The organism is Frateuria sp. GZRR33, assembly GCF_051900425.1.
Lineage (GTDB): Bacteria > Pseudomonadota > Gammaproteobacteria > Xanthomonadales > Rhodanobacteraceae > Frateuria_A.
In genome coordinates this window covers 16,326-38,769 of the sequence record NZ_JBHZGK010000008.1, presented here as the reverse complement: position 1 = coordinate 38,769, position 22,444 = coordinate 16,326, and the positions used below count along the sequence as shown (strand labels likewise).

At 69.3% G+C, this 22,444-nt stretch carries 20 protein-coding genes and 2 pseudogenes; 11 read left to right on the top strand and 11 right to left on the bottom strand.

Annotated elements, in window-relative coordinates:
* Nucleotides 1-12: 12 nt before the first annotated feature.
* The 9 genes and pseudogenes from ACFWZU_RS11625 to ACFWZU_RS11585 form a co-directional block, all read right to left on the bottom strand.
* Nucleotides 13-1,059 (bottom strand): annotated as a pseudogene (locus tag ACFWZU_RS11625) (sulfate/molybdate ABC transporter ATP-binding protein); the annotation flags it as partial.
* Between the two features lie 184 nt (nucleotides 1,060-1,243).
* Complete coding sequence (cysW, locus tag ACFWZU_RS11620) at nucleotides 1,244-2,104, bottom strand: sulfate ABC transporter permease subunit CysW (RefSeq protein WP_439701675.1); 861 nt, start codon at nucleotides 2,102-2,104, stop codon at nucleotides 1,244-1,246.
* The gene (gene cysT / locus ACFWZU_RS11615) at nucleotides 2,101-2,925 is read right to left on the bottom strand and encodes a sulfate ABC transporter permease subunit CysT (RefSeq protein WP_439701674.1); all 825 of its coding nucleotides are present in this window, start codon (nucleotides 2,923-2,925) and stop codon (nucleotides 2,101-2,103) included. Before cysT ends, cysW begins: the two co-directional genes overlap by 4 nt.
* A 1-nt stretch (nucleotide 2,926) precedes the next feature.
* Nucleotides 2,927-3,925 (bottom strand): sulfate ABC transporter substrate-binding protein, encoded by a 999-nt coding sequence (locus ACFWZU_RS11610; protein WP_439701673.1) that lies wholly within the window; start codon nucleotides 3,923-3,925, stop codon nucleotides 2,927-2,929.
* Between the two features lie 127 nt (nucleotides 3,926-4,052).
* Nucleotides 4,053-4,208, bottom strand: a complete 156-nt coding sequence (locus tag ACFWZU_RS11605; protein ID WP_439701672.1) for a hypothetical protein — start codon at nucleotides 4,206-4,208, stop codon at nucleotides 4,053-4,055.
* Between the two features lie 184 nt (nucleotides 4,209-4,392).
* Nucleotides 4,393-5,052, bottom strand: a complete 660-nt coding sequence (locus ACFWZU_RS11600; protein WP_439701671.1) for an aquaporin — start codon at nucleotides 5,050-5,052, stop codon at nucleotides 4,393-4,395.
* A 2-nt stretch (nucleotides 5,053-5,054) separates the two neighbouring features.
* On the bottom strand, nucleotides 5,055-5,441 hold the full coding sequence (locus ACFWZU_RS11595; RefSeq protein WP_439701670.1) for an arsenate reductase ArsC: 387 nt from the start codon (nucleotides 5,439-5,441) through the stop codon (nucleotides 5,055-5,057).
* Nucleotides 5,442-5,457: 16 nt separating this feature from the next.
* Nucleotides 5,458-5,946, bottom strand: coding sequence for an ArsI/CadI family heavy metal resistance metalloenzyme (locus tag ACFWZU_RS11590; RefSeq protein WP_439701669.1), 489 nt, complete (start codon nucleotides 5,944-5,946; stop codon nucleotides 5,458-5,460).
* Between the two features lie 4 nt (nucleotides 5,947-5,950).
* Nucleotides 5,951-6,286, bottom strand: coding sequence for an ArsR/SmtB family transcription factor (locus ACFWZU_RS11585; RefSeq protein WP_439701668.1), 336 nt, complete (start codon nucleotides 6,284-6,286; stop codon nucleotides 5,951-5,953).
* A 378-nt stretch (nucleotides 6,287-6,664) separates the two neighbouring features.
* Between ACFWZU_RS11585 and ACFWZU_RS11580 the strand changes: the two genes are divergently transcribed.
* From ACFWZU_RS11580 to ACFWZU_RS11555, 6 genes are all read left to right on the top strand, one after another.
* Nucleotides 6,665-7,717, top strand: coding sequence for an NAD(P)-dependent alcohol dehydrogenase (locus ACFWZU_RS11580; RefSeq protein ID WP_439701667.1), 1,053 nt, complete (start codon nucleotides 6,665-6,667; stop codon nucleotides 7,715-7,717).
* A 48-nt stretch (nucleotides 7,718-7,765) separates the two neighbouring features.
* Nucleotides 7,766-8,209: a DNA-3-methyladenine glycosylase I gene (locus ACFWZU_RS11575; protein ID WP_439701666.1), complete on the top strand. Its 444-nt coding sequence runs from the start codon at nucleotides 7,766-7,768 to the stop codon at nucleotides 8,207-8,209.
* Between the two features lie 256 nt (nucleotides 8,210-8,465).
* Nucleotides 8,466-10,355, top strand: coding sequence for a TonB-dependent receptor domain-containing protein (locus tag ACFWZU_RS11570; protein WP_439701780.1), 1,890 nt, complete (start codon nucleotides 8,466-8,468; stop codon nucleotides 10,353-10,355).
* A gap of 59 nt (nucleotides 10,356-10,414) precedes the next feature.
* Nucleotides 10,415-11,014: a YfiR family protein gene (locus ACFWZU_RS11565; protein WP_439701665.1), complete on the top strand. Its 600-nt coding sequence runs from the start codon at nucleotides 10,415-10,417 to the stop codon at nucleotides 11,012-11,014.
* Complete coding sequence (locus ACFWZU_RS11560; protein WP_439701664.1) at nucleotides 11,011-12,498, top strand: sensor histidine kinase; 1,488 nt, start codon at nucleotides 11,011-11,013, stop codon at nucleotides 12,496-12,498. The genes ACFWZU_RS11565 and ACFWZU_RS11560 overlap by 4 nt, the downstream gene beginning before the upstream one ends.
* Nucleotides 12,498-12,875: a response regulator gene (locus ACFWZU_RS11555; protein ID WP_439701663.1), complete on the top strand. Its 378-nt coding sequence runs from the start codon at nucleotides 12,498-12,500 to the stop codon at nucleotides 12,873-12,875. Before ACFWZU_RS11560 ends, ACFWZU_RS11555 begins: the two co-directional genes overlap by 1 nt.
* Nucleotides 12,876-12,901: 26 nt before the next feature.
* Here the strand turns inward: ACFWZU_RS11555 and ACFWZU_RS11550 are convergent, their stop codons facing one another.
* Complete coding sequence (locus ACFWZU_RS11550) at nucleotides 12,902-13,906, bottom strand: hypothetical protein (RefSeq protein ID WP_439701662.1); 1,005 nt, start codon at nucleotides 13,904-13,906, stop codon at nucleotides 12,902-12,904.
* Nucleotides 13,907-14,159: 253 nt separating this feature from the next.
* On the opposite strand from ACFWZU_RS11550, the gene ACFWZU_RS11545 reads away from it, so the two are divergent.
* Nucleotides 14,160-15,953: a PAS domain-containing protein gene (locus ACFWZU_RS11545; RefSeq protein ID WP_439701661.1), complete on the top strand. Its 1,794-nt coding sequence runs from the start codon at nucleotides 14,160-14,162 to the stop codon at nucleotides 15,951-15,953.
* Nucleotides 15,954-16,110: 157 nt separating this feature from the next.
* A pseudogene (locus tag ACFWZU_RS11540) lies at nucleotides 16,111-16,266 on the top strand (sensor domain-containing protein); the annotation flags it as partial.
* 152 nt (nucleotides 16,267-16,418) lie between these two features.
* Here ACFWZU_RS11540 and ACFWZU_RS11535 read toward each other — a convergent pair.
* Nucleotides 16,419-16,712: a hypothetical protein gene (locus ACFWZU_RS11535; protein WP_439701660.1), complete on the bottom strand. Its 294-nt coding sequence runs from the start codon at nucleotides 16,710-16,712 to the stop codon at nucleotides 16,419-16,421.
* 105 nt (nucleotides 16,713-16,817) lie between these two features.
* On the opposite strand from ACFWZU_RS11535, the gene ACFWZU_RS11530 reads away from it, so the two are divergent.
* The 3 genes from ACFWZU_RS11530 to ACFWZU_RS11520 all read left to right on the top strand — a co-directional run bounded on the left by ACFWZU_RS11530 (nucleotide 16,818) and on the right by ACFWZU_RS11520 (nucleotide 22,397).
* Nucleotides 16,818-17,426: a class I SAM-dependent DNA methyltransferase gene (locus ACFWZU_RS11530; RefSeq protein WP_439701659.1), complete on the top strand. Its 609-nt coding sequence runs from the start codon at nucleotides 16,818-16,820 to the stop codon at nucleotides 17,424-17,426.
* An 84-nt stretch (nucleotides 17,427-17,510) separates the two neighbouring features.
* Entirely contained in the window at nucleotides 17,511-19,451 is a 1,941-nt protein-coding gene (locus ACFWZU_RS11525) for a PAS domain S-box protein (protein WP_439701658.1), read from the top strand.
* Nucleotides 19,452-19,607: 156 nt separating this feature from the next.
* Nucleotides 19,608-22,397: a PAS domain-containing protein gene (locus ACFWZU_RS11520; RefSeq protein WP_439701657.1), complete on the top strand. Its 2,790-nt coding sequence runs from the start codon at nucleotides 19,608-19,610 to the stop codon at nucleotides 22,395-22,397.
* Nucleotides 22,398-22,444: the final 47 nt, after the last annotated feature.

The window sequence follows — 22,444 nt, the reverse complement described above, 5'->3', positions numbered from 1 at the left end:
GTCATGGTCCAGCGGGAAGATCACTGCGTGGCTGGGCGAAACATGCAGCTGCGCCCCGGCCTGCAATCCCATCCGCGCCAGGTCTTCGCTGGCGATGTCGGCTTCCAGTGGTTGGTCCAGCGCGGCCACGTCCAGGTCCAGGTGTGCCACGCTGCCGGCGAGATAGACATGGCGCAGGCGCGCGCGCCACGCGCCGGGTACTGGCGTGGTCGACAGGGTCAGGTGTTCCGGGCGCACGTAGGCCGTCGCCCGGGTGTGCTCGCCGGCCCACGGCTCGTCGGCGAAGATCCAGCCGCCGGCGAGGAAGCGCGCTCCCTCGCGGCGCAGGATCAACCGGTTCGCCTTGCCGATGAACTCGCACACGAACGGCGTGGCCGGTTGCTGGTAGATCTCCCGCGGCGTGCCGACCTGCTCGATGCGCCCGCGGTTCATCACCGCGATGCGGTCGGCCAGCTCCAGTGCTTCCTCCTGGTCGTGGGTGACGAACACGGTGGTCAGGCCCAGCTCCTCGTGCAGCCGGCGCAGCCAGCGGCGCAGCGTCACGCGCACCTGCGCGTCGAGCGCGCCGAAGGGTTCGTCGAGCAGCAGCAGGTCCGGCTCCACCGCCAGCGCGCGGGCCAGCGCCACGCGCTGGCGCTGGCCACCGGACAACTGCGACGGGAAGCGCTTGCCGAAACCGTCAAGCTGCACGCGCTTGAGCAATTGTTCGACGCGCGCTTCGATCTCCTGGCGCTTCGGACGCGTGCGCCGCGACCGCACGCGCAGGCCGAAGGCCACGTTCTCGGCCACGGTCAGGTGGCGGAACAGCGCGTAGTGCTGGAACACCAGCCCGACGTTGCGCTCGCGTGGCGCGGCGGCCAGATAGTCCTTGCCGTTGAAATTCACCTGTCCGCTTTCCGGATAGTCCAGCCCGGCGAGGATGCGCAGCAGCGTGGTCTTGCCCGAGCCGGAGGGGCCGAGCAGCGCCAGGAACTCACCCGGCGCGATCGACAGGCTGACGTCGTTGAGCGCCGGGTAATCGGAGAAGCGGCGGTTGAGGCGGGTCAGTTCGAGGGTCATGCGTCGTCTCCGGGGTGCAGGGAGTCCATCCAGGGGTGTGGAGCGCGCGTTGGGAGCCGATGGCGAGCGTGGGGGCCGGGGTCGCGCACACGTGCGTTCCTACAGGGGGCCGCGCCCACGCATGCCTCTGCAGGAGCGCACCTGTGCGCGACCGCCATCTGCATGCGCGCGATGAAAGGCGACATCACCGCCCACCCGGCGCGTGCGAGGCGATCTCGTCGCCATAGCGCCATTCGAGCGCGGTCTTGATCGCCAGCGTCACCAGCGCCAGCAAGGCCAGCAGCGAGGCCACCGCGAAGGCACCGACGTAGTCGTACTCGTTGTAGCGCATCTCCACTTCGAGCGGGATGGTCGTGGTCAGCCCGCGGATGTGCCCGGACACCACCGACACCGCGCCGAACTCGCCCATCGCGCGCGCATTGCACAGCAGCACGCCGTAGAGCAGCGCCCAGCGGATGTTGGGCAGCGTCACGCGGAAGAACATCTGCCAGCCGTTGGCGCCGAGCACGCGGGCCGCTTCCTCTTCCTCGTTGCCCTGCGCCTGCATCAGCGGGATCAGCTCGCGCGCCACGAACGGCAGGGTGATGAACATCGTCGCCAGCACCAGGCCTGGCACGGCGAAGATGATGCTCACGCCATGCGCCTCCAGCCACGGACCGAACCAGCCCTGCGCGCCGAACAGCAAGACGTAGACAAGGCCGGAAATCACCGGCGAGACCGAGAAGGGCAGGTCGATGAACGCGCCGAGCAGTGACTTGCCGCGGAACTCGAAGCGCGCCATCACCCAGGCCGCGGCAATGCCGAACACCAGGTTCACCGGCACGGCGATCGCCGCCACCAGCACGGTCAGCCAGATCGCCGAGCGCGCCTCGTCCTGGCCGATCGCGTCGAAGAAGGCGCCCGCGCCCTGGCGGAAGGCCTCGACGAACACCGCCGTCAGCGGCAGCAGCAGGAACACGGTCAGGAACGCCACCGCGGCGAGCGTGAGCAGGGCCCGCCCGAGCAGGCGCGGCCAACCGAACGAACGCGAAGGCCGCCGGCTCATGGCGCCACCGCCGCCCAGCGATGGCTCCAGCGCTGCAGCAGCGTGATCAGCAGCAGCAGCACGAAGGAAAAGGCCAGCATGGCCACGCCCAGCGCCGCCGCACCGGCGTAGTCGAACTGCTCCAGGCTCTGCACGATCAGCAGCGGCGCGATTTCCGATTTCATCGGGATGTTGCCCGCGATGAAGATGACCGAGCCGTACTCGCCCACCGCGCGGGCCAGCGCCAGCGCGAAGCCGGTCAGCAACGTCGGCACCAGCATCGGCAGGATCACCTTGAGGAAGATCTGCCAGCGCCGCGCGCCCAGCGTCTCGGCCGCTTCCTCCACGTCGTGCTCCAGCGTCTCCAGCACCGGCTGCAGCGTGCGCACCACGAACGGGAAGCCGACGAACACCATCGCCACCAGCACACCCCACGGCGTATAGGCCACCTTGAGGCCGAGCGCGGCGAGCCACTGCCCGATCCAGCCATTGGGCGCGTACAGCGCGGTCAGCGCGATGCCGGCCACGGCCGTCGGCAATGCGAAGGGCAGGTCGACCGCGGCGTCGAACAGGCGCCGCCCGGGAAAGCGGTAGCGCACCAGCACCCACGCCACCAGCAGGCCGACCACCACGTTGATCGCCGCCGCCAGCGTGGCGCCACCGAAACTCAGTTTCAGCGCCGCCAGCGTGCGCGGCACCCGCAGCAGATCGATCAGGCCGCCGATGCCCAGTCCCGAGGCCTTCCAGGCCAGCGCCGCCAGCGGCAGCAACACGATCAGGCCGAGATAAGTGAGCGAGTAGCCGAGGCTCAAGTTGAAGCCTGGAAGGATGCGCCGCCTCATGTCAGGTCCCCGGGCCGATCTGGTCGAAGATCGCGCGGTCGGCGAAGAATTTGCTGTTCGCCTGGTCCCAGTTGCCGAACATGTCCTTCAGCGTGAACAGGTGGACCTTCGGGAACTGGTCGGCGTACTTCGCCATCACCTGCGGCGAGCGCGGGCGATAGTGGTTCTTCGCCGCGATCTCCTGGCCCTGCGGCGAGTAGAGGAACCTCAGGTAGGCCTCGGCCACGGCGCGGGTGCCGTGCTTGTCGACGTTGCGGTCGACGACCGCCACCGTGGGCTCGGCCAGGATGCTCATCGATGGCACCACGATCTCGACGTCCGCGCCGCCGATTTCCTGCCGGGCGAGGATCGCCTCGTTCTCCCATGCCAGCAGCACGTCGCCGATGCCGCGCTGGACGAAGGTGTTGGTGGCGCCGCGCGCACCGGTGTCCAGCACCGGCACGTGCTTGTACAACTCGTGTGCGAAGGCCTTCGCCCTGGCCTCGTTGCCGCCGGGCTGCTTGAGCGCGTAGCCCCAGGCGGCCAGGAAGTTCCAGCGCGCGCCGCCGGAGGTCTTGGGGTTGGGCGTGATCACCTGCACGCCCGGGCGCACCAGGTCGGACCAATCGCGGATCTTCTTCGGGTTGCCCTTGCGCACCAGGAACACGATGGTCGAGGTGTAGGGCGCGCTGTTGTCGGGCAGCCGCTGCTGCCAGTTGGCGGGCATCAGGCCACGATCGGCCAGCACGTCGATGTCGTGCGCCAGCGCCAGCGTCACCACGTCGGCCGGCAGGCCGTCCACGACCGCGCGCGCCTGCTTGCCGGAGCCGCCGTGGGACATGCGGATGGTCACGCTGTCGCCATGCTGCGCCTTCCATTGCGCGGCGAAGGCGGCGTTGGCGTCACGGTAGAGCTCGCGCGTCGGGTCGTAGGACGCGTTGAGCAGGGTCACGGTCTTCGCCGCCGCGGTGCCCGCGGCCAGCGCGCCGAGCACGGCGCAGATCGCAATCAGCTTCTTCATGGAATCTCCCTGACGAACGATGGCTGTGGCACGCGATGTCCTCGCCCCAGGCGCAGACACCCGTTCCTGCGGCGGGGCCGCCGGCTGGCGTGGTGATGTGTTTCCCCCGGGGAGCGGTTACGCCGGATCAGGCCGGCGCAAGCGCGCGGTGGCGGGAGCTGTCCCAGTCATCGAACGCTTCCCGCGCGAACCGCCGGCGGGTGCCTGGACGACGTGCCCTTGCCGCGGTGGACGTGTCGGCACGGCGCCGGGGAGCGGTGCGGATGTCGAGTGCGTCGTGCATGGCATTCACCTCGGGGAATCGGCGTACTCGGGGCGAACTGCAACACAGCTCCCGTTAAGCATCCGCTAGGCGTTCGTGGCATTTGGCGTAGACAATTTCGTCCACTTTTCAATAACAAGCGGGCGTTCTTGTCTGGCCTGCGGGAAGCGCCAAAGACACACGTCCAGGAAGCGTCCCGTCGGATTCAACCGCCCGTGGGAGAGTCCAGCTTCGCGGCCACCAGAACGGCAGCGAGGGCACCGACGACCTGCGCCAGCACGAACCCGGAGACATCCACGGGGCGGATGCCCGCGAACGTGCGCGTCAGCGAACGGGCCAGGGTGACCGCCGGGTTGGCGAAGGACGTGCTCGCGGTGAACCAGTACGCCGCGAAGATGTAGCTGGCCACCAGTGCCGGCACCGCCGCCGGTCGATGCCGCATCCCGAGCAGGATGGTCAAGAGCAGGCCGAAGGCCGCCACGCCCTCGCTCAACCATTGCGCGGCGCCGGTTCGCGCATGCGTGCCCGGCTGCAGCAGCGGCAGGTCGAACATGGCGTGCGCGAGCAGCACGCCGAAGATGGCGGCCGCGACCTGCACGAGCACGTAGGCCAGGGCCTCACGGGCACGCAGTTCGCCACGCAGCCACATGGCAAGGGTTACGGCCGGGTTGAAGTGCGCGCCGGAGATCGGCCCGAACAGCACGATGAGGACGTAGAGCGCCGCGGCCGTTGCCGCCGCGTTGGCGAGCAGGGCCACCCCGGTGTTCCCTGGCGAAAGCATCAGGCCCATGATCCCCGAACCGACCACGGTGGCGAGCAGCAGTGCGGTGCCGATGAACTCGGCCAGAAGCTTGCGCACCAGCATGTTCAGAGCGACGCCAGCAGCGCTTGCACGCGGGTGGAAATCTCGTCGCGCACCGCGCGATAGCCCCCATCGTCCAGGTCTTTCGGGTCGGGCAGGTTCCAGTCCTCGCGCCGGCGCGCGGGTATCCACGGGCAGCGGTCGCCGCAGCCCATGGTGACCACCGCATCGAAATCGCCCACGACCGTGTCCAGCGACTTGGAGGCATGGCTGGCGAGGTCATACCCGAGTTCCGCCATGAACTGCACCGCGCGCGGGTTGATGCGCCCGGAAGGTGCCGAGCCGGCGCTGCAGGCCTCGACAGCCTCGCCGCCATGGATGCGCGCGAAGGCTTCCGCCATCTGGCTGCGGTTGGCGTTCTCGACGCAGACGAACAGGACGCGTTTTTTCATGGGCAGGCTCATGCGCTCAGCAGCAGCCGGAGTCCGCGGCGCAGCAGGACGCGCCCTTGGCGACTTTCGGTTTCACCGCCCGCAGGTCCGGGCTGCAAGTGGCGCCATCGGTCGCGCAGGGCGCCTCGCCGGCGTAGTAGGTGGTCGCCTCGCCCAGGGTGTGGAAGGTTTCCCAGCGCGTGCCTTGCGGGTCTTCGGTCCACAGCTTGTCCGAGCGGGCGTAGCAGCAGACGGTCGCTTCCTCCGGCACGAGCGCGCCACCGGCGGCGTCCAGCCGCTGGCCGAGCGCCGCCAGCGCGTCGCCGCTGTCGGCCTGGATGCCCAGATGGTCGATGCCCGGCTCGCGACCGGTGCTGGAGATGGCGAAATTGACGCGCGGGTCCTCGACCATCCACTTGGCGTAGTCGTCCTTGCGCACGGTCGGTTCGGCGCCGAACAGCGCGGTGTAGAAGCGGACGCTGCTCGCCAGGTCGGCGACATTGAGGTGCACGTGGAAGCGGTTCATGGCGTCAGGTGTCCTTGCGGCGTGGCTTGCAGGACCGGGCCGGACCACAGTCCGTGGAGCCGGCGCAGCAGTTTTCGGTGAGGTAGGCGAGCAGGGCGTCCATCTGCGCGTAGTCGGCGCGTACGCGGATCACCCGCCCTTCGCGCCGGTCGATCACCAGTCCGGCGGCGCGCAGTACGTTGAGGTGTGCGCTGAGCGTGGCCGGCGCCAGTTCCAGGTGCTCGCGCAGTTCGCCCACCGACAGGCCTTCGGGGCCGGCTTGTACCAGTCGGCGGAAAGCGGCCAGGCGCGATTCGTGGCCGAGGGCGCTCAGTGCGGCAAGGGCGGCTTTGATTTCCATAGTTCCGAAAATATCGAAATGAGATCTGCCCGTCAAGCGTGGATGGTCCCGACGCGGCCTGCTGCGGCCGACGACGGTTGAAGCATCCACGCGTTGCCCATACAAACCGGGTACGTCGGCCGGTCATGGCTCCGGATTCGTGAGCCAGCGTCATGGGTGCATGTCCACGACGCCGACTAACCAGCTACGGCCGGCACCCGCACACTGGTGAATTGGCAACCGCCGGGCCCGCTGCCGCCGATTGAGTCATCGGCGTTCGCGAACCCCAGCGCTGGCGCTCGACGGCCAGCGCCCGACCATCCATCCACGCTGCGAGCGCAGGCGCTTTGTTGCCGCGATCCGGTCGCCACCTTCTTTCCACCTGCACAGGACCACACCATGAAGACCAAAGCCTACGGTGCCCACGCCAGCGACAAGCCGCTCGAAGCGATCGATATCGAGCGTCGCCAGCCCGGCCCGCACGACGTGCAGATCGACATCGCCTATTGCGGCGTGTGCCACTCGGACCTGCACACGGTCCGCTCCGAGTGGGCCGGCACGCTGTACCCCTGCGTGCCCGGCCACGAGATCGTCGGCCACGTCAGCGCGGTCGGCAGCGAGGTCACCGGCTTCAAGGTCGGCGACACCGTCGGCGTCGGCTGCCTGGTCGACAGCTGCCAGCACTGCGCATCCTGCGGGGAAGGGCTGGAGCAGTTCTGCGAGAACGGCTTCACCGGCACCTACAACGGCAAGACGCCGGACGCGCCCGGCCACACGCTGGGCGGCTACTCGCAGCAGATCGTGGTCAGTGACCGTTTCGTGCTGAAGATCCGGCACCCCGAAGACCAGCTCGCCGCGGTCGCGCCGCTGCTGTGCGCCGGCATCACCACCTACTCGCCGCTGCGCCACTGGGGCGCGGGTCCGGGCAAGAAGGTCGGCATCGTCGGTATCGGCGGCCTGGGCCACATGGGTATCAAGCTGGCCCATGCGATGGGCGCGCACACGGTCGCCTTCACCACCTCCGAATCCAAGCGGCAGGACGCCATGGACCTGGGCGCCGACGAAGTGGTGATCTCCAAGAACCCCGACGACATGGCCAAACATGCCGGCAGCTTCGATTTCATCCTCAACACCGTGGCGGCCAGCCACGACCTGGACGCCTACACCCGCCTGCTCAGGCGCGACGGCACGCTGTGCCTGGTCGGTGTGCCCGAGCATGCGCATCCGAGCCCCAGCGTCGGCAACCTGATCTTCGGCCGCCGCTCGATTGCCGGTTCGCTGATCGGCGGCATCGCCGAGACCCAGGAGATGCTCGATTTCTGCGCCGAGCACGGCATCGTCGCGGACATCGAGATGATCCCCGCGCAGCAGATCAACGAGGCCTACGACCGCATGCAGCGCAGCGACGTGAAGTACCGCTTCGTGATCGACAACGCCTCGCTGGCCGCCTGACGCCATTGCAGGGTCCTGCGCGCGGGCCGCGCGCAGGACCGATCCGCCATGACGCTCGCGGTCGTCGAAGGCTGGAATCCGTTGGGCGGCCGACCGGCCTGCAGCGACGATGAGATCTTCGAGCTGCTCACCGCCGCCGTGTTCCAGGCCCGCTTCCGGCCGGCCGTGGTCCGCGCGCGCTGGCCCGCCATCCGCCGCGCCTTCGCGGACTTCGCGCTGGCGACGGTCGCCGCCTGGCCGGACGACCGCCTGGACGACCTGCTGGCCGCCGAGGGCATGATCCGCAATCCCAAGAAGATCCGCGCGACCCTGCGCAACGCGCGCGACCTGCAGGCGCGCAGCCGGCAGTTCGGCACGGCGGCCGCCTATCTGCAGTCGTTCGGAGGCGACAGCGAAGCGATGGTCCGTGGCATCGACACCTGGGCGCACTACATCGGCGCGCCTTCCATCCGCTGGTTCGCGGGGATGCTCGCCGGCGGCGAGGTGAAGTAATCCACGCCGGCACTGCCATCCTTGCGCGCGGACACGGTGCGCCTGCGCGGTTATCGGTACACTGTCCGCCACAGAACCGAGCTCGGCGCGGGCCCGCGGCAGTGAATGCCGCAGAGGCCGATCGTCGCCCAAGAACAAGATGCCGTTGGACAACTGCCCTGTAAGGATGGCCCGGATGCGCTGCCCGGATTTCCTTCCGCGTCGAAGCGTAAGCACGAGCGCGGGAGTGCGTGCGCTTGCGCGTGGTGCCGTCGTGATGACCCTGCTCGCGCTGTCCACCCGCGCGGTGTGCGCGGCCGCCCAGGAGCCGACCGACCTGGGCAGCCTTTCCCTGGAGGACCTGGGCAAGGTCGTCGTTTCCTCGGTGACGAAGAACCCCGAGTCGCTCAGCAAGGCGCCCGCGGCCGTCTACGTGATCAGCCACGACGACATCATGCGCTCAGGCGCCAGGAGCCTGCCGGACATCCTGCGGCTGGCGCCGAACCTCGAGGTGTACCAGACCAGCCCGGGCGGCTACCTCATCACGGCCCGCGGCTTCAGCGGCAACAACGTCGCGCAGAATTTCCCGAACAAGCTGCTGGTGATGATCGACGGCCGCAGCGTGTACTCGCCAATCTTCTCGGGCATGTACTGGGACGACCAGTTCGTGCTGCCGGAGAACATCGAGCGGATCGAGGTGATCAGCGGCCCGGGCGGCGCGCTGTGGGGCGCCAACGCGGTCAACGGCGTGATCAACATCATCACGCGCAGCAGCGCCGAGTCCGATGGCGGACTGCTGGCCGTGCGCGTGGGCAACCTGGAAAGCAGCGCGGCCGTGCAGTACGGCGGCGCCCTGGGCGCGCATGCGCATTACCGCGTCTACGCGCGCGACGTGCGCCGCCACGAACTGGACGACGCCGACGGTCGGCCTGCACGCAACGGCTGGAACAGTCCGCAGGTCGGCTTCCGCATCGACTGGGAGAAGAGCCCTGTCGACACGGTGATGCTGCAGGGCGACCTGCACGACGGCCGCACCGACCAGCCTGGCGCTTCCGATGCGCGCAACACCGAGGCGGACGTGCTGGCACGCTGGCAGCACACCATCAGCGACACCTCGGGCGTCCAGCTGCAGGCCTACTACGATCACGTGCATCGCCGCGACAGCAGCGACGGCGGCAGCGGCTTCGCGCTGGACACGCTCGACGTCGAATTGCAGCACAGCCTGGCCGTAGGCGAGCGCCAGCATCTGCTGTGGGGCCTGGGCGACCGCATCTATCGCTACGACATCAAGCCGCGCATCGGAGAGGCCAGTTCGCTGCTGTGGGAGCCGGCGCGCGATACGCAGAACCTGGCCAACGCTTTCGTGCAGGACCAGGTGGCGCTCAACGACCGGACCCAACTGACGCTGGGACTGAAGGCCGAGGACGATCCGTACTCGGGCGTGTCGCTGATGCCGAACCTGCGGCTGTCCTGGAGCGGTGCGAGCACCCTGCTGTGGGCCGCCGCCTCGCGCGCCGTGCGCACGCCCACGCCGTTCGACGAGGACGTGATCGAGAAACTCGGCCCGGTCGTTTTCCTGACCGGCAGCCCGTCGTTCAAGCGCGAGAAGCTCACCGCCTACGAAGCGGGCTGGCGCGGCCAGGTAGCCACCCGCGCGACCGTGTCGGTGTCCGTCTACTACAACGTCTACGACGACCTGAGGACGATCGAGCTCTCGCCCACGGGGCTGCCCTTGCTGTGGGGCAACGGCATGGAAGGCCACACCTACGGCGTGGAGGCCTGGGGCAGCTACGCGATCAGCGACTGGTGGCAGCTGGGTGCCGGCTTCGATGCGCAGCGCCAGCACCTGGGCTTCAAGCCGGGCGCCAGCGGCCTGCTCGGCGTGGCGCAGGCGGGCGACGATCCCGAGTACCAGGGCTTCGTCCGCTCGATGATGAACCTCTCCGACAGCTGGACGCTGTATGCCGACCTGCGTGGCGTCGACGCCTTGCCCGACCCGAAGGTGCCCGGCTACGTGGAACTGGACCTGCGCCTGGGCTGGCTGGTGAACGACAAGCTGGAGCTGTCACTCTCCGGCTCCAACCTGTTGCACGCTTGGCACCAGGCATATCCCGGCGGCAATCGTATCGGGCGCGGCGTGTCGCTCGACGCGCGCCTGAACTTCTGACGCGCGGCCGGACGCCCCAGGAGATGCCGATCCGCAACCGCCGCGCCCCAGCCATTGACTTGCGCCCCCGCACGGCTGGCCTGCTCGCGTGGCTCGGTGCACGCACGCCGGCCTGCCTGCTCGCGCTGGTGCTGGCGTGCGCGACCTGCGAGGCCTCGCCGCAGCCCGGACAGCAGGCGCAGCCGGAGGTTTCGCTGGAGTACGCGGTCAAGGCGACGTATCTCTACAAGCTGGCACCGTTCGTCAACTGGCCACCGGCCACGTTCGAATCGCCGGACCAGCCCTTCCGCATCTGCGTGGCCGGCGAGGCGCCGTTCGACGATTATCTCCAGCACGCGGTGGCCGGGCGCAGCCTGGGCACGCACCCGTTCGAGGTGCGCCGGCTCGAAACGGTCACGCCGGACAGCCAGTGCCAGATCGTGTTCATCAGCCGCCTCTCGTCGCAGACCGTGCAGCAGGCGCTCGAAGCGGTCAGCGGCAAGCCGGTGCTCACCGTGGTCGACTCGAGCGAGCCTCGCGCCGACGGCGGCATCGTCCAGTTCGTCATCGAACGGGGGCGCGTGCGGTTCGTGATCGACACCGGCGCCGCCGCGCGCAACCACATCACCATCAACTCCAAGCTGCTCAACCTGGCGCTGGCCGTGAGGGAAGCGTCGTGAAGCGGCGGGTCATCGGCCAGCCCTTCGCCTTCCGGCCCGTGATGTCGCTGGTTGCCGCGGGGCTGCTGCTGCTTGCCGGCGCGCTCGCGGCGGGCTACCAGTACCACTCCTCGCACGCCGAGCACCGCCGCCAACTCACCGTACAGGCCAAGATCCTCGCGGCCAGCGTCACCGCGGCGATCGCATTCAACGACCGCGCCACCGCGCAGGAGTATGTCAACGCGCTGATGCTCGATCCGCGCCTGGACGCGGTCGCCGTCTACAACGAGTCGCACCGCCAGGTGGCCGGCTTCCAGCGCCCCGGCAGCGAACCCCTGGCCGACAGCCTGGCCAACGGCGGGCGGCTGCCGCGCGACCAGATGGTGGTGGCCGCACCCGCGCAACAGGGGACCACCACCGTGGGCAGCGTGTACCTGCGCGCCGCCCAAACGCCCATGATCATGCAACTGGCGCGCTACAGCGGCGTCGCCTTGCTCACGCTGATGGCCGTACTGATGCTGTCCGCGCTGGCGGTCGCCCATCGCGTGCTGATGCGCGCCAACGCCGCGCTGGAGCGGCGCGCGCGCGAGCTGGCCACGGCCAACCAGCGGCTCAGCGACGAGATGGAGCATCGCGCGCGCACCGAGGAAGCGCTGCGCCAGAGCCAGAAAATGGAAGCGATCGGCCAGCTTTCCGGCGGCGTCGCGCACGATTTCAACAACCTGCTGATGATCATCCGCGGCAGCCTGGCGCGCCTGAGCAAGCAGCTGCAGCAGAGCGACCCGGCCACCGAGCGCGAGCTGCAGCTCGAGCGTGCAGGCGTGGCCGCCGGCCCGGAAGCGCACGCGATGCCGGCGCGGGACCGCGAGCTGTTCGAGGAACGCCAGGCCCGCCATCAACAGATCCAGCGCTATCTCGACATGGCGCAGAACGGCATCGATCGTGCCGCCAGCCTCACCCAGCGCCTGCTCAGTTTCGCGCGGCGCCAGCCGCTGTCGCCCCGCTCGCTGCACCTGGACGAGTTGATCGGGAGCATCCAGCCGCTGCTCGACCATTCGGTCGGCTCGAGCTGGCGGATCGAGTACCGGCTGGATTCGCAGTGGGCCGTGCTGTGCGACTCCAACCAGATGGAAAACGCGATCCTCAACCTGGTGATCAACGCGCGCGACGCGATGCCGGACGGGGGCGTGATCTCGGTTTGCACCGACGACCTGCGCGTGGACGCCGCGCACCCGGTGAACGCCCTCGAGGCGGGCGACTACGTGCGCCTGCGCGTGGTCGACACCGGCGTGGGCATGAGCGAGGAAGTGCGCAGCAAGGCCTTCGATCCCTTCTTCACCACCAAGCCGGTCGGCAAGGGCACGGGCCTGGGCCTGAGCACCATCCTCGGTTACGTCGAGCAATCCAACGGCGTGGCGAACATCGAAAGCCGACCCGGCCGTGGCACCACCATCCACATCATCCTTCCCCGCGCACCCCGCGACCCCATCCCCGAGGAAGCGTAATGCCTGCTGCAGACACCGCCCCCCACATCCTGCTGGTCGAAGACGAGGCGTTCCTGCGTGAACTGGTCATGGAAGGCCTGCAGGACGCCGGCTTCAGCGTACTGGAGGCCAGCGACGGCACGTCCGGCGTGCAGGCGCTGAAGTCGGACCAGCGCATCGACGTGCTGCTGAGCGACATCAAGCTGCCCGACATCGACGGCTACCAGGTCGCCGAAGCCGCGCGCACCCTGCGCCCGGGGCTGAAGGTCATCCTGATGACCGGCTACGCGCCGTCGCCGTTGCCGCCCGCGCTGCAGTCGGTGGTCTATCGGGTGCTGCAGAAGCCGTTCTCGCTGGAGACCCTGCCGGGCATGGTCAACGCCGCGCTGGAAACCTGAGCGCGGCGCATCCGGCCGCGGGCCGGTCAGGTAGTCATGGCCCTGGCCTGCTTGTACAGCCGGGTCAACAGCAGGGCCACGTCGCGCAGGCTGGCGTTCCAGACCTGCACGTTGACTTCCGTGCGGTTGGCCAGCTCGAACGAGGTCCAGCAGGTCAGTTCGTGGCTGTCCGGCAAGCCGGGGTCCACCGCAGGGACGATGTACGTGTCGCTGTCTTCCCAGCACTGGACATAGCCGATGTAAGGCGACTCCATCGCGAAGTAGTGCTCCTTGGCCGTGGAGCCGAGGTACTTGAGCCCCGGGAAGCGTTCCGAGCGCAGGCGGGTCGGGGTCAACGTGAACCCGAGGTCCGAGCCGTCACGGCGGCTGCTCGATAGCCGGCTTGGGTCCCTGCCGGGGTCGTCATGCCGAGGACCCGGGAGGATCCATGCAAGGCTGCCGCATGGTGGTTGACTCTTCTGCGGCCCCCGACAGGGACCGAGCGACTGTCCATCCCAGTATGCGTACATTTCCCAATCGCGGTTGTGTCCGCGCCCCGTGGGCGGGAGCAGGACCTGGAAGCGGTCAGGCACCGTCCAGGTCAGGCCGTCGGCCGTAAAACGCACGGAGAAATGCCCGCCGGTCATGTCCGCGAGGATCGCGTTGTAGGCCCGGGCGTAGGCGCGTGCCGCGTAGACCAGCCGGTCATGTGCGGGAAACCCGGGGCGGAGCGTCGCCCCCCGCAGGCACCGCGTGCCGAGGCGGGCCTGCAACTTGACCAGCCGCGCGTCCGTGCCGGTGTAGCCAGTGCAGATGCCGTGATCGCGCAACCCGATGGGACGAAAATCCAGGTGCGCCACATTCGCCCTGACGTCGCGCGCGGGGTCGTCAAGATGCAGGGGAGCCACCGCGGCCTTCAGCGCCCGCACGTCCGCGGTGCCTTCCAGGTCGGAGCACGCGGCCAGTACCAGGGCGAGGCCGACGCCAACGCCAAGGAAGGTCCGAGACATGGCCGCACCCCGCTGGGGCAGGTGAGTGAACTTCTCCAGCACGGGCGTACCTCCGGTCCGCGGAATCGCTGATTCACCACGGGCATACACGTCCTTGACCCGCGATCGACCATGTTGCCATGGCGCGCGCCAGCGACTGCTCTGCCGGCAGGTAACGCATGCGCTCGTCCCGGACAACCTTACCTACGCCAACAGAAGGCGCGATGGCACGATGATCCGACAGCAGGCAAAGCCGAGGGTAACGGCGAATCCGCAGGGTCGTGCCGCCGACGGACCGGCGGCTGAGCCTCCCGGCATGGACATCCTCCAGCAGGTCATCGATGCGGACCGGGCGATGGTCCAGGTGGTCGACCTCGAGTACCGCTTCCTCGCCATCAACAAGGCCAGCGCCGACGAGTTCGAGCGCATCTTCGGCTCGCGTCCGCGGCGCGGCGATTCGATGCTGGATCTGCTGGCGCACCTGCCTGCGCAACAGGCCGCGGTTCGCGCCATCTGGAGCCGGGCGCTTGCCGGCGAATGCTTCGTCGAGATTGGCGAGTTCGGCGACCCGGCGCGGGAGCGCCGGAGCTACGAGATGAAGTTCCTCCCGCTGCGGAACGCCGAGGGCAGGCGGGTAGGCGCATTCCAGTTCGTCTACGACACCACCGACAGCGTGCGCCGCATCCGCCCGCCGCCCGACGGCGGGCAGCTCGATCGTGTCGGAGGGCTTGCCGGCGAGGAGCTGGGCAACGGGCACTATCGCGAACTGTTCGCCCGCATCCGCGAGGGCTTCTTCATCGGCGAGGTGGTACGCGACAGCGAAGACCGGGTCGTGGACTTCGTGTTCCTGGAGGTCAACGAGGCGTTCACCCGGCAGACCGGTCACCCGGCGCAGGCGGTGCTCGGGCAACGGGTCAGCCAGGCGATTCCCGGCTTCCCGGCCAGCGTGATCCAGCGCTACGCGGCGGTGGTCGACAGCGGCGCACTGTCGGCGTTCGAAGTGCAGGTGCCGGCGCTGGAAGACCGCGTCTACGAAGCCCGCGCCCATCCCCTCGGCGGCGACCGGTTCGTGGTGCTGTTCCTGGACATCACCGAGCACAAACGGATCGAACAGGCGCTGGAGGAGAGCCGGGCGTCGCTGCGCGCGATCGTCGATTCGGTCGACCAGATCATCTGGACGGCCAGTGCCGACGGCTACCACGACTTCTTCAACCAGCGCTGGTACGACTACACCGGCGCGGTGCCGGGAACCACCGACGGCGACGACTGGGCCGAGCTGTTCCACCCGGCCGACCGCGAGCGAACGTTCGCCCGTTGGCGGCACAGCCTGGCCACCGGCGAGCCCTACGAGATCGAATACCGCCTGCACCACCACACGGGCGTCTACCGCTGGGTGCTCGGCCGCGCGCATCCGGTGCGCAACGGCGCTGGCCAGATCCTGCGCTGGATGGGTACCTGCACCGACATCCACGAGCAGAAGGCCTCTGCCGAGCAACTGGAACTGGCCGGCAAGGAACTCAGCCACCGCATCAAGAACATCTTCGCGGTGGTCTCGGGCCTGGTCGCGCTGACGGTCCGGCAGTTCCCCGAAAGCCGCCGCTTCGCCGACGAACTGCTCGCCCGCCTGCTGGCCCTGGACGAGGCTCACGACTACGCGCGCCCGCAGGGTCAGGACGCCAGGCCGGTCGAAAAGGAGGCCACCGTGCTGGGCCTCACCCGCCGCCTGCTCAGGCCTTACGCGCTGGCGGGATACGACCGCATCGAAGTGACCGGCGACGACCTCGCGCTCGATCCGCGCGCGCTCACGCCGTTGTCCCTGGCGATCCACGAGCTGGCCACCAACGCCGCCAAGTACGGCGCGTTCGCCGTGCCCGGGGGCAAGGTGCGGATCTGTGGCGAGCGCTCCACCGGCCGCTTCGCGCTGCACTGGCGCGAGCAGGGCGGGCCGGCCGTGCAGGAGCCTGAGCGGACAGGGTTCGGCAGCCGGCTGGTGGACCTCACCCTGCGCGACCAGCTGGCCGGCGAGCTGACCCGCACCTGGCACCCCGAGGGACTGGAGGTGCGGGTATCCGTGCCGATCGAACGGCTCGCCGGTCGAGGGCGAGCCTGACCCCGAGGTCGTTCCAGGAAAGGGAGCGTGGGGGCGGCAGCCACCGGGTGTGACTTCAGGCCCATGTACTAGTGCGAACTTCGCACTAACCTGCACTCCAACCCAAGTGGCAGTGCAGGCAAGCGCGTGGACGATCGGGTCGGCCATCTGAAGAAACATCGACTGGGGCTTCGGCCAGCACGTGCCGGGCTGGGGCGATGCGATCGCGCTGTGCGTGCTGGGTGTGCTGCTGCTGTTCGCCACGCTGCACCTGGCACGTGGGCTGGGCCGCATGCACGGACAGGTCGCGCGGCACCTGCTGGTGCGCGGCTGAGCATCGCGCAGAGCACGTAGGGTGGGCTTCAGCCCACCGTACAGGGAGCTTCGCTGCACCTGGCGCGTGGGCCAGGTCGGGGGTGGTGGGTGAGCTTCAGCCCACCGGACCGCGCGACGGGTTGTGCCGGTGGGCTGAAGCCCACCCTACCGTCAGAAGTCCTCGCCGTCGACGATCTCGAGGCCGGCATCCAGTCGCCGTGCCTCGGCCTCGGCGACCACCCGCACGGCGTCGGCGCGCATGTCGTCCGGGGCATCGACCTCGACCATGAAGACCCGGCCTTCGCTGTCGTCCACGAGATTGGCCGAGCTGGAATCGTCGCGCACGCCCAGCATCATGTCCTCGATCTCCTCGACGTGCTCGATGCCGTCGATGCCGTGCAGCATGGTGATGATCGAATCGGCGGCATCGCGGTTGCCGATCAGGCGCAGGCGGATCATGGACATGGCGCGGGCTCCAGGTGGGGCGGTTGCAAAAATGCTGGAGTGCCCTATGTATGCGTCGGGTGATTGCCAGGCCGTACCATGGGCGTTTTCTCCAGCCGCCAGCCCATGTCCAAGACCTACGACCGCGCCTATTTCGACAAGTGGTACCGCGACCCGCGCCACGCCGTCGCCTCGGCCGCCGAGCTCAAGCGCAAGGTGGCGCTGGCGGTCGCGCAGGCCGAGTACTACCTGGGTCGCCCGCTGCGCAACGTGCTGGACGTCGGTTGCGGCGAGGCGCCCTGGCGCGCGCCGCTGCGCGCCCTGCGCCCGGGCGTGGCGTATCGCGGGCTGGATGCGAGCGCCTACGTGGTGGCCCGCTACGGGCGCAGCCGCAACGTGGGGCTGGCGCGCTTCGGCCAGCTCGAGCACCTGCGCTTCGAGGAGCGCTTCGACCTGATCGTGTGCACCGACGTGCTGCATTACCTGCGGCCGGCGGAGATCCGCGCCGGCCTGGCCGGCATCGGCGAGATGCTCGAGGGCGTGGCGTTCCTGGAGGTGTTCACCAGTCGGGACGACGTGGTCGGCGACCGCGAGGGCTTTTTCTCGCGGCCGCCCGCTTGGTACCTTCGGCAGTTTGCGCAGGCGGGGCTGCTGCCCTGCGGTTCGCACTGCTACCTGGGGCCGCGTCTGGAGCGCCATGTGGCGGCGCTGGAGCGGGCCCAGGTCGCGGGGTAGGCATTCACGGCACGGATGAGGGAAGGCCCCATAATCCGCCGTCTGCCTGCGGCAGTGGAAGGTTGTTCGGTTCAAGAGGTAAGCATGTCGACAGGTGGGGAAAACTACAGCCGGATGATGCAGGCGCTCGATGCGCTTGCCCTGGTTTTCCTCGATCCGCAGGGTCGCATCGCCAGCTGGAACGCGGGGGCCGAACGCATCTTCGGCTACGCCGCCGGCGAGATCGTCGGCCAGCCGTTCGCGACGCTGCACACCCCCGAGAGCCGCTCCGCGGGGCTGCCCGACCAGGCGCTCAAGGCGGCCAGGGACGAGGGGCGCGACGAAGAGACCGGCTGGCGCCTGGGCAAGCACGACCAGCGGGTGTGGACGCGATCCATCCTCGAAGCCGTGCGGGACAAGACGGGCGAGCTGGAGGGTTACGCGTATCTGGCCCGCGACATTCCCTGGCCCCACCAGGCCGACGGCATGCTCGGCAGCAACGAGCAGCAGTTCAGCCTGCTCGTGCAGGGCGTGCGCGACTACGCGATCTACCTGCTCGATCCGGACGGCCACGTGGCCAGCTGGAATGCCGGGGCCGAGCGCATCAAGGGCTATCGCGCCGACGAGGTCCTGGGCAAGCATTTCAGCCATTTCTATGCCGACGAGGACGCCAGCGCCGGCAAGCCGTCGCGCAACCTGGCCGTCGCGCGCACCCAGGGCGTCTACGAAGGCGAGGGATGGCGCAGGCGCAAGGACGGTTCGCTGTTCTTCGCACACGTGGTGATCGACCGGCTGACCGATGCCGAGGGCCGGGTCGTCGGTTTTGCCAAGATCACCCGCGACGTGACCGAGAAGAAGCGCGCCGAGGAAGAGCTGGCGGCCGCGCGCGAGGCGCTCTTCCAGGCGCAGAAATCCGAATCCATCGGCCACCTGACCGGTGGCGTGGCGCACGACTTCAACAACCTGCTGATGGCCGTGATGGGTAATCTGGAGCTGTTGCGCAAGTGGCTGCCTCCGGCGCCGCGTCCGCAACTGCTGCTGGACAACGCGATGGCCGGCGCGCAGCGCGGCGCTGCACTGACCCAGCGCATGCTGGCCTTCGCGCGACGGCAGGAATTGCACCCGCGTCCGGTCGACGTACCGCTGCTCGTGCATGGCATGGCCGAACTGATCCGCCGCTCGCTCGGCCCGGAGATCCGCATCGGCACGAGTTTCCCGCTGCAGCTTCCGCGGGTGCTGATCGACCCCAACCAGCTGGAGCTGGCGCTGCTCAACCTCGCGGTCAATGCCCGCGATGCCATGCCGCTGGGCGGCCGGCTGGAAATCGGTGCGCGCAGCGAGCACGTGGGCGACGGCCATTCGACCGGACTCCCGCACGGCGAGTACGTCTGCCTGTGGGTGGCCGACGAAGGCCAGGGCATGGACGAGGCCACGCTGCAGCGCGCCACCGAGCCCTTCTTCACCACCAAGGGCGTCGGCAAGGGCACCGGCCTGGGCCTGTCGATGACCTACGGCCTGGCCGAGCAATCGGGCGGGCGCCTGCTGCTGCAGAGCCAGCCGGGCAAGGGCACCACGGTCGAGATCTGGTTGCCGGTGGCCACCACGAAGGCCGAGTCGGTCGCGACCGCCGAATCCAGCGAAGACGGCAATGGAACCTTGCACGCCGGCGAGCCGCTCTCGCTGCTGATCGTCGACGACGACGATCTCGTACTGCTGAGCACGATGGCGATGGCCGAGGACCTCGGTCATGCCGTCCAGGCGGTGCGTTCGGCCGAGGAGGCGCTGGCGTACGTCGATGCGGGCGGCGAGGTCGATGTGGTGATCACCGACCAGGCGATGCCCGGCATGACCGGCACCCGCCTGGCCAAGTCATTGCGCGAGCGCGTCCCGGGCCTGCCGATCGTGCTCGCCTCAGGCTATGCCGAGCTCCCCGGGACGCCGATCCCGGACCTGGTGCGGCTGAGCAAGCCCTTCACCAAGCGCGACCTCCACCGGGCCATCGGCGACGCGGCCGGCCAGCTCGGCATGGCGGAACGGTCCAGGTGAGCTTCCGGGCGGGCCGCGGCCCATCGCTTCGCGTCCGGCCGCTGCCGGTGCGCTGAAGCCACTTGCGAAGTTCCACGTCGGCGCGGGAGAACCTCACGTCGCCGTGCCCGGCGTGCGCTAAAGTGCCTTCGCTGGCCGCAGGTACGAGGATTTGCCATGCAACATCGCGCGGGTCCGATCTCCACCCAGGCGCGCGCCGAGTTGCCTTTTGGCAGCGAGGCGCGCCTGGAGCTGGCAGCGCGCGCGGCCCGGCTGGGCATCTGGGACTGGAACCTGCGGGACAACACCTTCGTCTACTCGCCCCGTGCCCGCGAGATCTGCGGCCTGCCGCCGGGCGACGGGCCGCTGCGGCTCGAACAGCTGCAGGCATGCACCCATCCCGACGACCTGCCGCGCACGCACGGCATGTTGCTGCGCGCGCTCGACCCGCAGGTCCGCGAGAGCGTGCCCTACGAGTACCGCGTGGTACATCCGGACGGCCAGGTGCGCTGGGTGGTGGCCCATGGCGAGGCGATGTTTGCGGCGGTCGACGGCGAAGTGCGCGCGGTGCGTTACATCGGCACGCTGCAGGACGTCAGCGAATGGCGGCAACTTCGCGCGGCGCTGGAAGCCAGCCAGGCGCGGTTGCACCTGGCCATCGAAGCCGGGCGCATGGCCGTGTGGGAAGTGGACCTGCGCAACGAAACCATGGTCGGCTCGCCCGAACTCAACCGCCTGCTCGGGTTTCCCGAGGACGCCACGCCGACGGTCGAGCAGCTGCGCGCCGGCTACCCGCCCGGCGAGCGCGAGCGCGTGCAGGCCTGCATGGTCGAAGCGCTCGCGCGGGGCGAGCGCTTCATCGAGACGGAGTTCCGCTACATCCGCCCCGATGGCGACCAGCGTGGGCTCTTGCTGCGCGCGGAGATCCACGTGGTGGACAGCCAGCCGGCGACCGCGATGGGCGTGCTGATGGACATCACCGACCGCCGCCGGGCCGAGGACGCGCTGCGCGCCAGCGAAGCGCGGCTGCAACTGGCCCAGCGGGTGGGCCGGATCGGCGTGTGGGAGTGGGAGCTGCCGTCGGGCGACGCCAGCTGGTCTCCCGAGATGTACGTGCTGTTCGGGATCGACCCGGATGCCGGGATCACACCGGACGAAGCCTGGCTCGCCACCGTTTACCCGGAAGACCGCGTGGCCGTGGACGAGGCGGTTCGCCACAGCACCGAAAGCGGCCAGCCGCTGGACATCGAGTTCCGCATCCGCGTCCGCGGCGAGACCCGCTGGATCCTGTCCAAGGGTACGCCGGTCACCGGTTCGGACGGCCGCCGGCGGATGATCGGAGTCAACCAGGACGTGACCGGCGCGCACCGCGAGCGGACCGCGCTGGAGGACCGCAACCGCGCGCTGCAGGAGGCGGCCGTGCAGATCGGACGCGAGCGCGAACGCGTGTTCGAGCTCAGCCGCGACCTGTTCGCGGTAGCCGGGTTCGATGGCTACTTCAAGGTCATCAACCCGTCCTGGTCGCGCATCCTCGGTTACGACACCGATGCCCTGCTTGCGCGGCCGTTCCTGGATTTCATCCACCCGGAGGATCGCGCGGCGGCCAACGCCGTGCTGGCCTGCCTGCGCCGGGGGCACCAGGCGCCGCCGTTCGAGAACCGCATGCGCTGCGAACACGGCGGCTGGCGCTGGATCGCCTGGACGGCAGTGGCCGAGCATGACCGCATCTACGCGGTCGGCCGCGACGTCACCCAGGAAAAGCTTGCCGCGCACGAACTGGAGGCGGCCAACCGCCAGCTGCGCAACCAGATCGAAGGGCGCGAACGGGTCGAGGCGACGCTGCGCCAGATGCAGCGGCTGGAGGCGGTCGGCCAGCTCACCTCCGGTGTCGCGCACGACTTCAACAACCTGCTCACCATCGTGTTGGGCAACCTGGACCTGATCGAGATGTCGGTCGACGAGCCGAAAGTGCGCCGCCGGCTGGAACTGATGCGCCAGGCCGCGTTGCGCGGCGCCACGCTGACTTCGCAGTTGCTCGCGTTCTCCCGCCGGCAGCGGCTGGAGCCCAAGGTGGTCGACCTCAACGGCACCGTCCAGGGCATGAGCGAGCTGCTGCGCAGCACCATGGGCGGCAGCGTCGCGGTGGCGGCCCACCTCCAGCCGGCGTTGTGGAGCGCGCTGGTCGACCCGACCCAGATCGAGCTGGTGATCCTCAATCTCGCGATCAATGCGCGCGACGCCATGCCGGTGGGCGGCAGCCTCACCATCGAGACAGCCAATGCCACGCTCGCCGCGGAACCGCGGCAACCGGGCGAACCGCCGCCGGGCGACTACGTGGCCATCTCGGTGACCGACACCGGCACCGGCATGAGTGAAGAGGTGCGCGCGCGCGCGTTCGAGCCGTTCTTCACCACCAAGGCCGTGGGCAAGGGCTCCGGCCTGGGGCTGGCGCAGGTGCTCGGCTTTGCGCAGCAGTCCGGCGGGGGTGTGCGCATCGAAAGCCGGTCCGGTGCGGGCACCACGGTGCGGGTCTACCTGCCGCGCGCGTATGCGGGCGCGGCCGTGAGCGAGGCGGCGCCCGACAACCACGCCCATGCCGAGCCGCTGGCGCAGCGACGTTTCGCCTTGCTGGTAGACGACGACAGCGCGGTTCGCGACGTCACCGCCGCGCGGCTGCGCCAGCTCGGCTTCGAGGTGCTGGAGGCCGGTTCCGGAGGCGCAGCGCTGGATCTGCTCGACCGCTCGGCGCAGGTGGACCTGCTGGTCGCGGACTTCGCCATGCCCGGCATGAACGGCGTGGAGGTCGCCCAGCAGGCGCGCGCGCGCCGGCCGGAATTGCCGGTGCTGTTCGTCACCGGCTACGCCGACCAGACCGCGCTGGCCGGCGTCGGCGAGGAGCGCGTGGTGCAGAAGCCGTTCCGCGACGACGAGCTGGAGCGCAAGGTGCGCGCGGTCATCGGCGGGTAGGGTGCCTCGCCCGCGCTCCGCTCCCTCGCTTGAAGCGAGCGCTTCAG